This is a genomic window from Pseudoalteromonas sp. DL2-H2.2 (assembly GCF_021532535.1).
GTDB classification, from domain to species: Bacteria; Pseudomonadota; Gammaproteobacteria; order Enterobacterales; family Alteromonadaceae; genus Pseudoalteromonas; species Pseudoalteromonas rubra_A.
Map to the genome: position 1 here is coordinate 150,774 of NZ_JAKGBD010000008.1, position 15,406 is coordinate 166,179.

Sequence of the window (15,406 nt, forward strand, 5' to 3'; positions counted from 1 at the left end):
TTGTAACAGTGAGGACGGATTCAGGCCAGACAGTATGTTTGGCCTGAATCGACCTTTAGATTAATTGTTACAATTGAGATACTGTATTGGTGGCGGTTTTAATGCAAGATATCGACTTAAACTCGTCCATCAGTTTACTGAATGATCTATGTCCGATATTTACTTTGCCGATTATCGTTTCAATCTGCCTGACATGGCACTATATCAAAATGGCTATCGTGTGCCCCTTAAACCCCGACAATCCCGCCTGCTTCACCTGTTACTCACCCGTCACAAGGAAATAGTCAGCAAAACTCAAATTTTGGATGAAGTCTGGGGTGATACTGTGGTATCGGAGCAGGTTATTTTCCAGACCATGAGTCAGCTCAGAGCCTTACTTGGCGACAGTGCCATACAGACTTATGCCCGTCTCGGGTATCAATGGCAGTGGCCCATTTCAGATACACCGTTACAAACGAAACGCTCAGACAAACAGGGTGTTCCGCACTGGTGGGCAGCGGCATTACTGGTCTTTGGTGCAACCTGTGTTGTGCTGTTTGAGATGAACTCTGTAGATACAAGAGCCGCAGGGCCAGAAATCTCGATACTGACCACCGAACAATCACCCAATCCGAATGATGCTTTTTCGAATATTGCCGCTGAGGCCATTTCCATGTCTAAGCTGTCTCTTGCACAGCACACTGTGATGCAGATGAGCAAGGAGCAGATGTTTGAAACTCCTAAGCGCTTATGGTCACAGGCAGAGGAAGGCAGTACACAGTGGCGGCTGTGGGGCACTGTTTACTCACAGCCAGAGGGGAGCTTTTTACATTATGGTGTGACCCGGCCGGGTCGTGTTTGGCAAGGTTATGTTTATTCGGCAAAGCCCGGGGAGCTGGCAATGCGCTTTGCTGAGCGCCTGAGCGCGCTTGCACAGTTGGGTGTATTTGCAGACAAATGGACAGGGCAGGACGACCTCGCGCTCCTGACATTAAGTCGCCTCGCACCGGATGACCCTGAGGTTATTCTGAAAGCGGGGCGTCACTATATCACACAGGCGCAACCCGATCTGGCGATAACTTACCTGGACCGGCTGATAGAAGAATATACTGATTACCAATATAAACCTTATGTTGCGCTCGCTCACTGGCACAAGGGCAAAATATTCAAAATGCGTGGCCAGCATGCGCTGGCGACATCAAGCCTGGACCGGATGCGAGATGTGCTGGCCGATACTCAGCTGCCAGCGCTGCAACATACATATGTAACGACCTTGGCCTGGCTGAGTCTGGAGCTGGGCAACTGGGCGCAAATGAATGCCGTGCTCGAAGAGGCAATTGCTCAGGCCAAAATGCAAGGTCGAGCATTACAACGGTTCGAGCTTCATATCTTGTATTCTATTTTGGCCAGTAAAACGGGTCAGACAGAAAAACAATATCAGCACCTCAGTCTGGCTCAGTCCGTGCTGGTTGGTCATGCGCTGGACAACAGTAATCGGGCCAATGTCTTGTATCTTTTTGCCTTGTTTAATGACAGCGATACAGATGCTGCGCCCTATTTAAAACAGCTTATTGCGCTGCCACGTACGGGCAGAAATTACTGGATACAGGATGACGCATTGGTGCGTCTGGTTGACTTTGCACTGAAGCAGCAAGATTTTAATGAAGCGCATGCTTTGCTTCCCTCCAAGGAACTCACCCCCAGGCAACTGTTGCTTAGGGCTAAAATTCATTTGGGACAGAGTCAACCTGAGCGTGCCATACCCGTGCTCAAAGAAGCATTTAAACTGGCACAGCAGCACTTTGATGGCCAAAGTGCACTGCAAGCTGCATTGCAACTCTACCGTTCGCCTGCGAGCAGCATTGAACAAAAACGCTACTATCTGGCGTTTCTGCGGGCCAATACGGGTGATGACTGGCTGCGCCACCAGCAAATCTCGCAGCGAGAGCTGGCAACGCTTTGACCTTGAGCCCGCTGCGTAAACTTCAAAATAAGCGCATGAGTGTCATCGCGCAGGCGCTGATGGTGGAACGAATTGTAGCCAGTCTATCGCAAACCAATGCTGGCCAAGCGCACGTATTTCCAATGGGGCGTCGGAGGCAATCAGGGTTGCAGGTACTTTAACTAAATGCATTGCGTTAGACGGTGTGTTCTCTATTCGGGCAACCAAATGGTGCCCTTGCCAGAACTCTATACGGGCTGCGTCATCCGCCCTCAGTTTTACCTGTAATTCGGCGCTTTGTGGCTCGCTGTTGGTAAAACGATAGCTACTCCACGGCACCAGTAACGGCTTATCGCCTGTGGGGTAATGATGCGGATTTTCGCTAAATGCCAGGCTTTGCCCGCGCGACTGCGTTGGAGCAAGAAGATAGGTGTTATCCTGAGCAAAATAATGTTCAGCTTCAATGCGTTGTCCTACCTTAAATGTTGGGTGCACCCCGGTTGCTATTGGCTGACTGAAAGGCCCCTGGCCTGCTGAAGTTAAGGCCGCGACAGTGTAACTTGCCAGGCCACCGCCTGGGAGCTGATCAACAAACTGGCCGCTTTTCAGGTCGTCGCCAATGCGCTGAAACTTTCGGCTCAGCGCTCCCTGCGGATCTAAGTAGCTGCGGTATACTGCATATTGAACGGATTGCTCTTCAATTTCTTGCCAGCTGATAGTGACACGGTTGTTTTTATCTCGCGAAGCGCGCACGCCTGTAGGTGCTGGCGGGATCTGCTGAAGTCGTTGCTGCGCTTGTCTGGCAAGTTGCTGTGCATCAGCGACTGCTTGGGCAAACTGCCCATCAAATGGTGTTTCCTTTTTCCTGGCTGGTTGATCCAACACCAGACGAAACCCTTCAATACTGCCATAAAAATCTGCCGCTATGGTATCTGGGTTGAATACCCCGCGAGTCTGCCAGTGCCAACCTTCACCGGCTACATGATACTGTGCACATTGTTGGGGTTTTTCCTGATCCCAGCTATGACAACTTTGCAGAAGCTCTTTTACATTACCCAGCATATCGTGCAGGCCAAATGCGTTGGGGCGGTACATCCCAATAACAGTATGGTACACGGCGCCGTCGTTGCATCGTGCACTGGACTTGTAGCGGTGCTGATGGTCAATTTGCATTCCTGCCAGGTTGGCCAGGTCCTCGGTATTTTCGTATTTACAGATCTGCGTTTGTTGTCTGTCCTCGCCAAACGGGAGGCGGTTTTTTGTCCCGGCTGATGCTGCAAATTGCCACTCTTTTCGTGTTGGCAGGCGGTAGGGTTTGCCCGTTTGCTCTGCCAGCCACTGAGCATAAGCGAGTGCACCTGACATGCCGATACAAACGACAGGGCGATAGGAGTTTGCAACTAATTCCGGGTCGTCCCAGTTACCCGGAGAATCAGGGTCTGGCCAGCGAGTTGATGTAAACAGCATGCACTTTTTGGGCACCTGATACTGAGTGACTGCCACAAAGCGAGAAAATTCAGCAACCGTGACCTCATATTTGCCCATTTGTAAGTCTATTTGTTGTGCCTCATCTTGAATGGCAACCAGCGCTGGCTCTATAGGTGTGCCTGGCAACTGAGCCACTGTCGTACTGAGTAATATTAAACTAACTGGTAAATTCATAATCATCTCCTCTCAAAGTATGTCGCGACACTATCAGCTGGCGAGGAGTGAAGTCTTATTGTACTTCTGATAGTGTGGATGTGAGAAGGTGGATAGATTATATAAACATTAAAATCAATTGATTAAGTGAGGTGGAGGTAAAATAAAACCTCCACCATCACTTGCTATGACGGTTGTCTGTGAGCAAAAAAGTGTTTTTGAGATACTCACATCTTCGTCAAACGTTACGGCTTTATAGTGCTGTAGTTAGCCCCAGATAACGCAATCCGGGCGATTGTCTTTAAATGTCCAGCAAGCGTTAATTGAGTTGCAGAAATTGGTTTTTGGACAGTTAGGCAGCCCGGTTAGCGCGCCGCCGCCGACCTGAGGGGTTTGTTGTGGTGCCAACGTGTTACCTTGCGACAGCGACTTGATTTTCTTCTTGTTTAATGTGAGTTTCATGTTCATTTCCTTTGTAGTGAGAAAAGCCCAGCCGGGCTTCATTTTATTTCCTCCGACTTGCCGAACATGCGGTAAAAGTCAGAGTCGTATCAGTCAATCCACTAAGATTAAGCAGGTTGACGCTATTTCTGTTTGTCCGTTGTGCTTGCCTGGGAAGAGGCTTCACGCCAGGAAAACTCGCCATAAAAGGTGGTGCAGTTCATTGTTACCTGCCCGGCATTTGCGAGATAAAGCTGGTTGGTATCGGACTGTGGGTAGGTAAAGTAGTCGCTACATTGAGCGCTCTGACCTGGACCTATCACGACCTGGCTACCGGCTTTGAGTGTGCAACGTACCAGCATATCCAGTGGTGAATATTTGGGGCAAATATTGAGCTCCGTCCGATACTGTGCAACCAGGCCTGTTGGTTTTTCCAGTGACCACCATTTGCCGAACTTAGAGCCTTCGTAGGTGCTGTTCCAGGCGCGCCAGATAGTAAAGTCACGGGTGACCTTATAGTTGCGGGCATTACAAAGTCCACCCTGGCCACTGGCAGCAACCACGTCTTCGGGCAGGCTCTGGACAGGAAGCACTTCCAGGTCCGGGTGTTCAACAACTGTTATCGGGCAACTTGATGTTGCATTGACCTGCGCGGGCGGTGCTGAAGGCGCAGTCTGACTGCAGCCAGCGAGTGCGGCTAAGAAGGCGGTCATGACACAGCGAGCCGGGATAAGTTTAATCATTTTATTAATCTTTTTGTTAATTTTTAATCACTATATTGTGTTTTAACTCAGATTAAAAGACGGGGATTTGGTTACATCTCATTATTTTGTTGGAGAATAAACACAGCGGTGTATCAGTTTGTGTGAAAAATCATCTGGGCTGGCCATGTTGGTAGCCGGACTGGTTTAGAAAATTTCAATTTGGCTGGCTTGTAGAGTTATCGATTAAACACTAGGTTTACTTTTTTAACAAAAAAGGAACTGGTTATGTGCCGCTTAATACTTATCTTGCTGGGGCTGACTATCAGCCTCAGTGGTTTTGCCACGGTTTTACCTGCCACGCACCATGCGCTGGTCTATGAGGGTCGGGTACATAAAAACTATCAACAAGGCAGCGTGGAGTTTAACTGGCCCGGAACGGCCATTCATACTCAGCTGGTGGGAAAGTCTATTGCTATCAACCTGCAAGGTTATGGCGACCAATTTGATGTGCTGGTCGATGGTCAGTTACATCGCAAGATTGTGACCGCGTCGACGGGCGAGGCCGAGCGTTTTGTGTTATTCGAACAGGCGGAGCCGGGCCGTGTGCTTATCGAAGTGGTAAAGCGCTGGGAGCATTATCAGTCACGCAGCAAGCTGCTGCATGTGGAGGTTGATGGCCGGTTGGAAGGGGTGTGGGAAACGCAGCCCCATATTCTGTTTATTGGCGACTCAATTAGCGCGGGATTTGGCAGTGAGTCGACCAAGCGTCAATGTGACTGGCAGGAAATTGTCGATTCCAGCAATGCCAGGCTGGCGTTTCCGTATATGGCGGCACAACACTTGAACAGCACATTTACACAGGTGTCGTATTCCGGGCTGGGCTTGATCCGTAACTGGAATGGCAACCAGGCGCACCATACCTTAGTGGATTATGTTGACCAGCTTTCGGCGCTATACGGGGATAATTTGGCTTATCAGGAGCGCTTTCCTCAGCTTATTGTACTTGAGTTTGGCACCAATGATTTTAGTACAGATCCGCAACCTCACGAACCCTGGCAAAGCATAGAAGAAGTAAAGCTGGCCTGGGAAGAGGCCATGGTTGAGTTTGTTCGTTCATTGCGCAGTCGCTACCCCGATGTGGCCATTGTGGTCATGCCTCGCCCGGCGTACCCCTATGATTTTATTATTCCTGCCACCGATACGGCGTTGCGCCAGCTTGCCAGCGAGGGCATAGATGAGGTGTATGCCAACACCTTTGTATCGCCGCTGGAAGGCTGCATTTGGCACCCAACTGCGCGGGAGCATCAGCATATAGCCAGCGAGCTGGTGGCATTTATTAAACAGCATAACCTGCTTTAATTGGTGAGCTGTTGGGGCGCAAAAGTCGTTTTTCTTCAATTCTGAGGGGGCGGTTACGGGTAGTCTGATGGTCATTCACTAGATAACAGGAAATGACCATGAAAAGAGCCAATTATTTACAATGCGCCCCAAAGCTAATGCAACACCTATTCACTCAGGAGCAGTTACTGAATGAAGAAGTTACCCGTAATCTGGATATTAAACTCTGGGAGTTGGTTAAGCTCAGAGCGTCTCAGTTAAACCAGTGTGGCTATTGTATTGCCATGCACAGTCGCCAGGCGATGGAGCTGGGCGAATGCCCCAAGCGGATCATTGCACTCAACGCCTGGCGCGATATGTCAGGCTTTACCACTAAGGAGCGGTTAGCGCTGGCTTTGTGCGAGCAATTGACAAACGCCCAGCCGATTGAGGATACTTTGTACAAAGAATTGTCTGGCGTATTCAGTGATGATGCCCTGGTGACCTTAACGGTAGCCATCAATGCTATCAATGCCTGGAACCGCGTTGTTAAAATGTTTAAACCAGAACCAGATGCTTAATGAATTAACTTTACAGCGCCATCAACCGGATGGCCACATAGGACGATACGTGCAGGCCGTGTGGTTTGCACGTGCAGCGCGTGCGGGTACTCGCTGGTTGCCCTGCGATGGTGCCCAGGGGATCATGTTTGTGCTCAAAGGCGAGCTGACACTGGATGGACAAAAGATAGCCGCGCCTTTTCATATTCAGGCCCCTGCAAAACAATCCGTAGAGCTAAGTTATAGTGCCGGCGCTGAGTTTGCCGGGATCCGACTGTTCCCGGCAAGGTTTAAAGCGCTACGCGAGTCAGTCTCCCCCTTACTGTCGTCTTCTGGTTTGTCTGAACTGGCAGAGCAGCTCAGGCAAGCGCCCAAAATCAGTACGTTTGAGCAGTGGCTAGAGGATTTTGCTGCCTTAGCGCCCGATCCTAGTTACGAGTTGCAACACACGTATCAGCTGATCAATAAACTGATGCAGTTGAACCCCCTTGAAGATGCTTATCGCACTGTTCCACTGTGTATGCGCCAGTTAGAGCGCCAGGTCAAAGCGCAGTCAGAGCTGACCCCCAAATATCTGGCTCGCATATATCGGATCCGCAACGCACAGCAGCAACTCAGGGACAACCCTTTGGCAAACCTCGCACAATTGGCGCTGGCCTGCGGGTTTTCCGATCAGGCGCACCTCACCCGGGAGTTTAAACAGATCCTGCGGATCACGCCGGGTAAATATGTCCGCCAATTATTTGCCTGAATAGCGATTTTTCTGTTGCCAGCAACACGGATTGGGCGTATATATCGCGCTCGAATTCTATTTTACCGTCAGGTGTGTAATTGGACCTTATATGGGTTTTTTTGCTCATTGTTATGAGCGCTGTGTTTGCTTTGTGCGAAATCTCACTGGCTGCGGCACGTAAAGTTAAGTTGCAAAGCAGGCTGGACCTTGGCGATCTCCGTGCCAAAAAAGTGATGTATTTGCAGGCCAACGCACACCAGTTTTTTGCCGCCGTTCAGGTCGTGCTGAACGCGCTGGCCATTGTTGCTGGTATGATTGGCGAGTCGGTATTCACGCCCTACCTCTATCAGGCATCACAAGTGGTTACCGGGCTGTTTGTTGCCGATGTAAGCCAGTACCATGCGGTTTTGCTGCAAGTTTCTACCGTGCTGTCGTTTTTACTGATCACCGCAATGTTTGTGTTGTTTGCCGATTTGCTGCCCAAGCGGGTTGCTATGGTGATCCCCGAATCAATCGCAATGCACTTTATCAGCCTGATGCTGGCAAGTGTCTGGTTGTTTAAACCCGTGATCTGGTTATTTAACCTGATGGCAGATGTGATTATCCGTGCATTTAAATTACCCAATCAGCGCGATGAACTGATCACCCGGGACGACTTGTTTGCGGTGGTTGACCAAAGTGCGGAGCAGGGCGAGCTGGGGGCACATGAGCACAATATTATCGGCAATGTGCTGGATTTAGATCAGACCAGCATTACCCAGGCGATGATCAATCGCGATGCCGTTGAGTGGCTGAATATCCATGATGATGAAAAAGCGCTGGCAAAACAAATTCAAAGCCGCAGTTTTCAACAGTATTTACTCTGTGATGCTAGCCTGGATCAGGTGATCGCGGCCGTGGAGGCTAAGCAGCTGTTAAGCAATCTGATTGCTGGCCGACCCCTGCTTGATGCACAGCAGGAGGCTTTTTTACGGCCGGTTATTCTGCTCGATACGCTGAGCTTGTCGGATGCACTAAACGCGCTAAAAGCACATCCTTGCAATACAGCGGTGGTGATCAACGAGTTTGCCACTGTCGTGGGCATGGTGACTTTGTCCAGCATCTTAAACTTTATTGCGCTCAAAGACAGTGAAGCGATAGAGGCTCAGTTTCGGCAAAAAGATGCCTCGCGCTGGCTGGTTCAGGGCGATATGTCGATGAAAGACTTTCAGTTGTCGGTGGTCGAGCATGAGTTTATGCCCGTTGATTCAATAGAGACACTGGCGGGATATTTGATCCATCACTGCCGACACTTTCCGCATCAGGGCGAAACGATAGAAATTGAGGGCTTTACCTTTAAGGTGACGGAGATACAGGGCCTGGCCATCAAGCAAATTGAAGTGAGCCGCAGTTAAATTGTGCGCGGATGCTAATTGCGGATGCCAATCGCGATTAGCATCCGCGATTGGCATCCGCGATTGGCATCCGCACACCCATCAATGGCGTGATTGGGTGTCTGAATTTATTGCTTAGTCACGACCAGGTAGCACAACAGAAGCAATACGCCAAATTGGCGGATGCCAGCGCCCATTTATTATTGGGGGTGATCAACGACATTCTGGATTTTCTAAAATTGAGTCGGGCAAACTGAAAATAAGCCAGGACTCGGTTGACCTCTACGAGCTGGTGGATTCGGTGGCCAAGTCGTTTGCTATCACGTTAGTTCAAAAGCAGATCACATTACTGGCAGAAGATAACCCGATTAATCAGGTGGTTGCCAGTAAAATGCTGGCAGCCTAGGAAGTGGAGGTACAACTGGCCGAGTCGGGAAAACAAGCCGTAGACATGCTTAAGGCAATGCCGGAGCATGCCTTGCCCGATTTGGTCCTGATGGATTGTCAGATGCCTGTGATGGATGGTTACGAGGCAACCCGGCATATCCGCAGCAGCCCCGAGCTGGAGGCTTGTCGCAATTTGCCTATTATCGCGCTGACAGCCAATGCGATGCAGGGGGAACGCACAACTAGCAGGGTAGATAGCGCTGCCGCTTTTTACCTATTGTTTGCCTGATTACTTAGCTCTTTTGGTAAAACAATCGTAAATACTGTGCCTTCACCGGGTTGGCTGGACAAGGCGATACTGCCATTTAAACGGCTCTCTACCAGTTTTTTCACTATGTACAGGCCAAGGCCACTGCCGCCTGCGCCAACGCGGGTTGTGTAGTACTTATCGAACACTTTACTGGTTTGCTCGCACGAAATGCCTTTGCCATTGTCTTTAATGTTCAGTGTGATTTTATCATCCTGATGATCTACCTGAATATCTATGGTGCCTGCTGTTTGTTCTTCAAACGCGTGGATCAGCGCGTTATTGATCAGGTTAATCAACACCTGAGATAAAGCGCCGGTATCCGATACTAAATGCAAGACTTGTGGGCAGTGAATGGAAACGGTGTGTGGGGTACGTTTTAATTTAGGGGTTAAAACATACTGGATATTGTGCAAATAGTCGTGCAAGTTACACTCTGAGATGGTGCCACTGAACTCGCCGACCACGATGTTCTTAAAGCTGTCTATCAGGTGCATCACATTATCCATACTGGAGAGCACAATCTCACAACTTTGGGCGGTGTTATCAATGAAGGTTTGCAGATCCTGTTTTGCCAGTGTTTGCTTTTGCACCTGCTGGGCAAGTTCTTGCTGCTTTTCGTTCAGGTGTGACACTGCGGTGCGCACCACACTCAAGGGGGTGCCCAGTTCATGAGTCAGCTCACCAACCAGCTCGCCTATGTGGCTAAAGTGTTGTGAGGTTTCCAGTTGCTGCTCTTTGAGCTTAGAGAGTTTTTCCAGCTCCAGCGTTTTGTCTCTGAGCGTGGATATCAGCTCGTCGCGCAAATTAATTAAGGCTTGCAGTTGCAGGTGGGTAGATACCCGAGCCAGTAATTCTTCCTGGCGGATGGGTTTTGTGACGTAATCGACCGCGCCCACGCTAAAGGCTTCTACAATATCGCTTAATTCGCTTTTGCCGGTTACAAAAATCACCGGGACCTCTTTAACCTTACCCAGGGATTTGAGCCGTCGGCAGGTTTCAAAGCCGTCTATGCCGGGCATCATTACATCGAGTAAGATCAGGTGCGGCAGAAAAATGGTGGCAATGTTTATCGCTTCTTTGCCCGATGTGGCAAAGGCCACTTCGTAGCCTTCTGGTTCTAAAAAGTTGGTCAGCAGTTCAAGGTTTTCAGCCTTGTCATCAACAATTAAAATTCTGCAATTGTTCAGTGAAACCGGATCGTCATCCATCTTGCACCTCTTCGAGCGCTGCAATAAAGCCTGTCATGTCAAACCTACTTATAAATTTAGCCAAGTATTGGGTAAGCTGCCTGTTATTTGGCTGCTGAGCGTCAATTTCTTTCAGGGTTTGCTTAATGCGTGAGCTGTTGTTCACCTGAGCAAAGCGTATTAATTGTGCTTTTTGCTCAGCGGGCAGGAAATAGTCGGCCAATATGAGTTCAGTAGCGGCCTCATCGCCTGATACTTCGGCGCCTTCCAGCTCGGTATGCTCAAAATGGTCGGGGAAAAACGACAGCAGGGAGTCAAAGATCTGCGCTATGGTGTAGGGCTTACCAATAAACTGGTCAAAGCCAATGCTCAGGTAATGTTGTACCTCGTGGTGCAGGCTGAATGCCGAAATGGCCACACACTTTAGCTCCGACAGGCCTAGCTCTTTACGAATGATCACAACCGCCTCATCGCCGCGCATAACGGGCATGAGTAAATCCAAAAACACAATGTCAAAGCTGTTTTGTTGGACCATTTCAATGGCCTGTTTGCCGTCCTCTGCGTAGTCTACCTCAATACCACATGCGGCCAGCGTCTGGCCCAGAATTTCCCGGTTATAGGCAACATCGTCAACGCATAGCGCGCGCAGTTGCTTGTCGCTGCGTACTTTCAGCTGTTGTAATGTCTGGCGCTGATTGCTGCTTGCCTCAACCTCGGCTGCGGGCAGTGGCAAAGTAAAACAAAAAGTGCTGCCTTTGCCAGGCTCCGACTGCACATCCAGCTTGCCGCCCATCATTTCAACTTGCTTGGATGAAATACACAAACCCAGCCCGGTGCCGCCTTTTTCGACCCCGGCGCTGCCCTGGGTAAAGCTGTTAAACAGATTTTCGAGATCTTCCGGTAAAATTCCGGGCCCGGTGTCTTGCACCTCAAAACGGTGTAAGCCGGGGTCGGGCTGTGTATAGCTCAGCGTAATGGTGCCCTTGTCTGTAAACTTCACGGCATTGCCAAGTAAATTGATCAGCACCTGACGCAGTTTACCCTGATCGCCATGCACCCCGGTTGGTGCTTTGAGCATGCTGTTTAATTGCCAGGTAAGCTGCTTTTGCTCGCACTTGAGTTTGAACATACTGCCCAGGTCTTCAAGCAGCCCATTGAGCTCAAAGTCGACCGGGTTCAATTTACTTGAACCGGCCTCAATTTTTGAAATATCCAGCACGTCGTTAATGATATCCAGCAGGTGATTTCCGGCTCGGATAATTTTGTTCATGGTCGCTTTGTGGCCTGAGTTCAAACCGCTGTCGCGCTCCAGCAGCTGGGCAAAGCCAAGTACCGCATTCAGTGGTGTGCGTATTTCGTGGCTCATATTCGATAAAAACATGCTTTTAGCCAGGTTGGCTTGCTCGGCCCGCTCTCTGGCGGCCTGTAGCTCCGAGGTGCGCTCTGCCACCTGGCTTTCGAGTGCAATGTTGTTATTACTGAGCCGCTCCTGCAGCTGCGTATTGCGCCAGGCAATGCCTAAGTTATGGGCCAGGTTTAACAGCAGTTGCGCCTCTTGTTCTTCTATTAGGTTAGCGTAACAGGCAACTGCAAAAACCGGGGTGCCATCGCTTTTATCGCCCAGAAACAGCATGGCGTAGTTATCCAGCACCACGCTGCGCTCTGCGTGGGCACGCTCGTGCGCGTTATACTGGGCAATAAATTGTGTCTGGATGGGGGCCGGGATATCTAAACTAACCGCTTTTTGTGGCAGGATTTGCTCAAAGCGCTCGCTGTCGCGCTCAAATGAGACGATAAAAACGCTCATAGGGGCGGGTTCAAACTGCTGACTTAATGGCAGCGTTTCGGTCAGACTCTGAAACACCCTGAGCTCAAATTCAACCAGCTCAGAATCGCTCAAAAGGGCATTGGTACAGGTGATGATTTTGTCCAGTCCGGACTGGACTTGCTGGGTTTTATCCAGATGCTGATAAGTGCGCAGTGCAACCAGCACCGACGCTTTTAGCTTACTGCTGGTCAGCTCCGTTTTGGTTTTGTAGTCGTTAACATCGTACTCCCGGGTAATGTCAGATTCTGGCGCCATACCAGGCTGGCCGGTGCGTAATATGATCCGTACCTTATGATTTTGCGCTTGCTCACGCACGTATTTAGCAAAGTCCAGTCCGGCTTCGGCTGTTTCCATGACTACATCAAGCAAAATCAGTGCAATGTCGTCATGTTCAGCCAATACCTGCTGTGCCTGAGTGCCACTGTAGGCATTCAAAAAGGTCACGCCGCGACCATCCAGCTCCATTTGTTCCAGTACCAGCCTTGAAATTTGGTGGATGTCTTCTTCATCATCAACCAACAGAATTTTCCAGGGGGGCAGAGTGGGTGACTCATCGGGCTCTTCATCAGAGCCAAACAGGAGCGCGTCATCGTCGAACATAGTGCATCTCACTTCACGTACTGAACTTACAGTGTAGTGAATGATCAATAAAAATGACCACTGATTGGCGCATTTATCAGGGCAGTGGCGCCCACAATGCAGGCATTTGGAGGTTTATATTTGTAGGTTTATAGAAGCGGCTAGGGCAGTGTGGCTTCCATGGGCTGATAAATCAGGCCGCCAGACTCGGCAACTTCTCCGGCCAGCTCAAAACCATACTTTTGATAAGCCCTCACGGATGGCAGCGAGGCCGAAACCGTAACGCTTTGCTCCGTGGCCAGTTCAAATGCGGCATTAACAAGCGCTTTGCCAACGCCCTGATGTTGCTGAGAAGGGATGACAAATAACATGGCAATATGGCGACCCGCCTTAAGCTCAAGCATACCAACAAGCTGGCCGGCAATTTCAGCCACCAATATCTGATTATCCTCCGCCAGCCGCGCCGCAATCGCAGCAGGGGCGGCAATTGCCTTAAAGGTATCCCGACCTGCCGATGGTAAGGTATTAGCGATGGCACTATTAAATGACGCCATACAAATCTGGCTGAGGGTATCTAAATCCTTTTGTTCTGCGGGCCTTACGTGCATGTTATTCCTTAGTTTTTGAGTAGTGGAGTTTATCGGTGCAATGATGGTTTGTTTGGTAAGTGGTGCTCAGTGAGATTTCGTTAATGGGCTGACTCTGAGGTGTATTTTAACACCTCTATTTAGATGGCCAGATTTGGTATGGCGCTAAACCTCACCAATATAATAGGGACCTGGCACCGAAAGAGTCAGAACCACGATATTGGGAAACCTCTAAAACTGTGGCCAATTTTATTTGATCACTACAAGGGTTACCGGTACATGCTGTAGTCAGCTGTATAGGCTTTTCAAGAATTGTCTCAATCCCCCCTAAAGTCGGGGCTTCCGGTTGTAGTGACCAACCTAATTTGGCCACTACAAAACAATACCTCTATTATTCCTCTCCCAGCGCTGCCACCCACAGCACTCCAACGCTTTTCTTGACTACTTTGACTGTGGTGCCTTTTGCAATAGGCGTTTCGCTTTTTAACTGCCAGGTTACTCCTGAGTAGGCATGGGTGAGCTGGCTTTGCTCATTAAGGTCATCGCTGAGTACAAAGGTGATGTCGGCAAAGTCGCTGTTCACTTCTGTGCTCTGCGTTTTAGCCTGCATACGCTTGAGTGGTTGCCACAGTACAGCTGCCAGAGCGGCCGTTAAAACGGCATTGACCCACAGTGCATTCATCAGGGTGGCGTCCAGTAAGCCCACCGACATCATCAAACCACTCAAGATCAGCGACAGGCCGAGGAAAAACAGCACAAAGGTGGCAAAGCCCAGTACGGCGACTTCTATGATTAAAGCCAGCAGCCCGAGTACAATCAGGATCTGGCTCAGGTGTTCAACAAACAGGCTCACGGCTGCTCCTTCTGCTTTTTATTCAGGCTGTTGATGATCGACATGCCCTGTGCCACCAAAGAGCTGGGATCGGTGCCGCTTTCAGGCAACAAGACCACGGAAGATTCACGGGCAATGGCTTCTTTGGCACCAATGGCTTTACTTGCCAGGTCGAGCTGAATGGCTTTTTGGCCTTCTTCGGTGTTGGCGGCTTCACCGACTTTTCTCAGCGCATCCGCTTGCGCTTCCGCAACAGCGATAATGGCTTTGGCTTCACCTTCTGCTTTGAGGATCTGCTCGGCTTTTTCAGCTTCTGCGGCCAATACCTGGGCTTGCTTTTTACCCTCAGCCACGTTGATGGCGGCCTGTCTGTCGCCTTCCGATTCCAAGATCTGCGCACGCTTAACCCGTTCAGCTTTCATTTGCGCTTCCATGGCTTCCATTACTGAGTTGGGTGGCACTATGTCTTTGATCTCATATCTGAGCACCTGAATGCCCCAGGGGTCGGATGCGGCATTGATGGCAGAGACAATATTGGTGTTGAGCATATCCCGCTCTTCAAAGGTTTTATCCAGCTCCATTTTGCCCAGCTCACTACGCATGGTGGTTTGCGCCAGCTGCGTGACGGCGAAGATGTAATCGTCAACGCCATAAGTAGCCTTGTAGGGGTCCAGCACTCGAAAGTACAGCACGCCGTCTACAATCAAGGAGATGTTGTCGCGAGTGATGGCCGACTGTGAAGGCACATCGACGGCTTGCTCTTTAAGGCTGCGATCGGCAGAGACCTGATCGATAAAAGGCACAATAAAGTTTAAACCGGCTTCTTTGGTTGACTGGTATTTACCAAACCTTTCTATGATCCAGGCGCGGTTTTGCGGCACAAATTTAATACTGCCTTTGAGCACAAAGATGATAAAAATCAGTAAAAAGGCCTCAACGGTGAGGAGGTAATCGAGAATGAGCGTGATAGGGTCCATGTTTATTCCTTCTTTATTTCCGTGTCTGT

15 protein-coding genes are annotated in these 15,406 nt (G+C 49.8%); 7 read left to right on the forward strand and 8 right to left on the reverse strand.

The window, feature by feature from the left end:
• The first annotated feature begins 148 nt into the window (after window positions 1-148).
• Window positions 149-1,942, forward strand: coding sequence for a winged helix-turn-helix domain-containing protein (locus L1285_RS14940; RefSeq protein ID WP_235412999.1), 1,794 nt, complete (start codon window positions 149-151; stop codon window positions 1,940-1,942).
• Window positions 1,943-1,984: 42 nt separating this feature from the next.
• On the opposite strand, the gene L1285_RS14945 is transcribed toward L1285_RS14940, so the two are convergent.
• The 3 genes from L1285_RS14945 to L1285_RS14955 all read right to left on the reverse strand — a co-directional run bounded on the left by L1285_RS14945 (window position 1,985) and on the right by L1285_RS14955 (window position 4,746).
• Complete coding sequence (locus L1285_RS14945) at window positions 1,985-3,583, reverse strand: formylglycine-generating enzyme family protein (protein ID WP_235413000.1); 1,599 nt, start codon at window positions 3,581-3,583, stop codon at window positions 1,985-1,987.
• Between the two features lie 246 nt (window positions 3,584-3,829).
• Window positions 3,830-4,024 (reverse strand): hypothetical protein, encoded by a 195-nt coding sequence (locus tag L1285_RS14950; protein ID WP_046006057.1) that lies wholly within the window; start codon window positions 4,022-4,024, stop codon window positions 3,830-3,832.
• Between the two features lie 122 nt (window positions 4,025-4,146).
• Window positions 4,147-4,746: a hypothetical protein gene (locus tag L1285_RS14955; RefSeq protein WP_235413001.1), complete on the reverse strand. Its 600-nt coding sequence runs from the start codon at window positions 4,744-4,746 to the stop codon at window positions 4,147-4,149.
• 246 nt (window positions 4,747-4,992) lie between these two features.
• Between L1285_RS14955 and L1285_RS14960 the strand changes: the two genes are divergently transcribed.
• From L1285_RS14960 to L1285_RS14985, 6 genes are all read left to right on the forward strand, one after another.
• Complete coding sequence (locus L1285_RS14960) at window positions 4,993-6,066, forward strand: SGNH/GDSL hydrolase family protein (protein ID WP_235413002.1); 1,074 nt, start codon at window positions 4,993-4,995, stop codon at window positions 6,064-6,066.
• A gap of 98 nt (window positions 6,067-6,164) precedes the next feature.
• A complete protein-coding gene (locus L1285_RS14965) occupies window positions 6,165-6,605 on the forward strand; it encodes a carboxymuconolactone decarboxylase family protein (protein WP_235413003.1) in 441 nt (146 codons plus the stop codon).
• Complete coding sequence (locus tag L1285_RS14970; protein WP_235413004.1) at window positions 6,598-7,335, forward strand: AraC family transcriptional regulator; 738 nt, start codon at window positions 6,598-6,600, stop codon at window positions 7,333-7,335. Before L1285_RS14965 ends, L1285_RS14970 begins: the two co-directional genes overlap by 8 nt.
• A gap of 101 nt (window positions 7,336-7,436) precedes the next feature.
• On the forward strand, window positions 7,437-8,711 hold the full coding sequence (locus L1285_RS14975; protein WP_268836103.1) for a hemolysin family protein: 1,275 nt from the start codon (window positions 7,437-7,439) through the stop codon (window positions 8,709-8,711).
• A 50-nt stretch (window positions 8,712-8,761) separates the two neighbouring features.
• Window positions 8,762-8,947: a histidine kinase dimerization/phospho-acceptor domain-containing protein gene (locus L1285_RS14980; RefSeq protein WP_235413006.1), complete on the forward strand. Its 186-nt coding sequence runs from the start codon at window positions 8,762-8,764 to the stop codon at window positions 8,945-8,947.
• A 152-nt stretch (window positions 8,948-9,099) separates the two neighbouring features.
• Window positions 9,100-9,366 carry a response regulator gene (locus tag L1285_RS14985; protein ID WP_328285040.1) on the forward strand — a complete coding sequence of 89 codons (267 nt, stop codon included), beginning with the start codon at window positions 9,100-9,102 and terminating at the stop codon, window positions 9,364-9,366.
• On the opposite strand, the gene L1285_RS14990 is transcribed toward L1285_RS14985, so the two are convergent.
• The 5 genes from L1285_RS14990 to L1285_RS15010 all read right to left on the reverse strand — a co-directional run bounded on the left by L1285_RS14990 (window position 9,348) and on the right by L1285_RS15010 (window position 15,377).
• The gene (locus tag L1285_RS14990) at window positions 9,348-10,595 is read right to left on the reverse strand and encodes a sensor histidine kinase (RefSeq protein ID WP_235413007.1); all 1,248 of its coding nucleotides are present in this window, start codon (window positions 10,593-10,595) and stop codon (window positions 9,348-9,350) included. The two genes, L1285_RS14985 and L1285_RS14990, sit on opposite strands and share 19 nt — an antisense overlap.
• Complete coding sequence (locus tag L1285_RS14995; protein ID WP_235413008.1) at window positions 10,588-13,002, reverse strand: ATP-binding protein; 2,415 nt, start codon at window positions 13,000-13,002, stop codon at window positions 10,588-10,590. Before L1285_RS14995 ends, L1285_RS14990 begins: the two co-directional genes overlap by 8 nt.
• 140 nt (window positions 13,003-13,142) lie before the next feature.
• Window positions 13,143-13,589, reverse strand: coding sequence for a GNAT family N-acetyltransferase (locus L1285_RS15000; protein WP_235413009.1), 447 nt, complete (start codon window positions 13,587-13,589; stop codon window positions 13,143-13,145).
• 370 nt (window positions 13,590-13,959) lie between these two features.
• Window positions 13,960-14,421 (reverse strand): NfeD family protein, encoded by a 462-nt coding sequence (locus L1285_RS15005; protein WP_235413010.1) that lies wholly within the window; start codon window positions 14,419-14,421, stop codon window positions 13,960-13,962.
• Entirely contained in the window at window positions 14,418-15,377 is a 960-nt protein-coding gene (locus tag L1285_RS15010) for a slipin family protein (protein ID WP_125717775.1), read from the reverse strand. The genes L1285_RS15005 and L1285_RS15010 overlap by 4 nt, the downstream gene beginning before the upstream one ends.
• Between the last annotated feature and the right edge of the window lie 29 nt (window positions 15,378-15,406).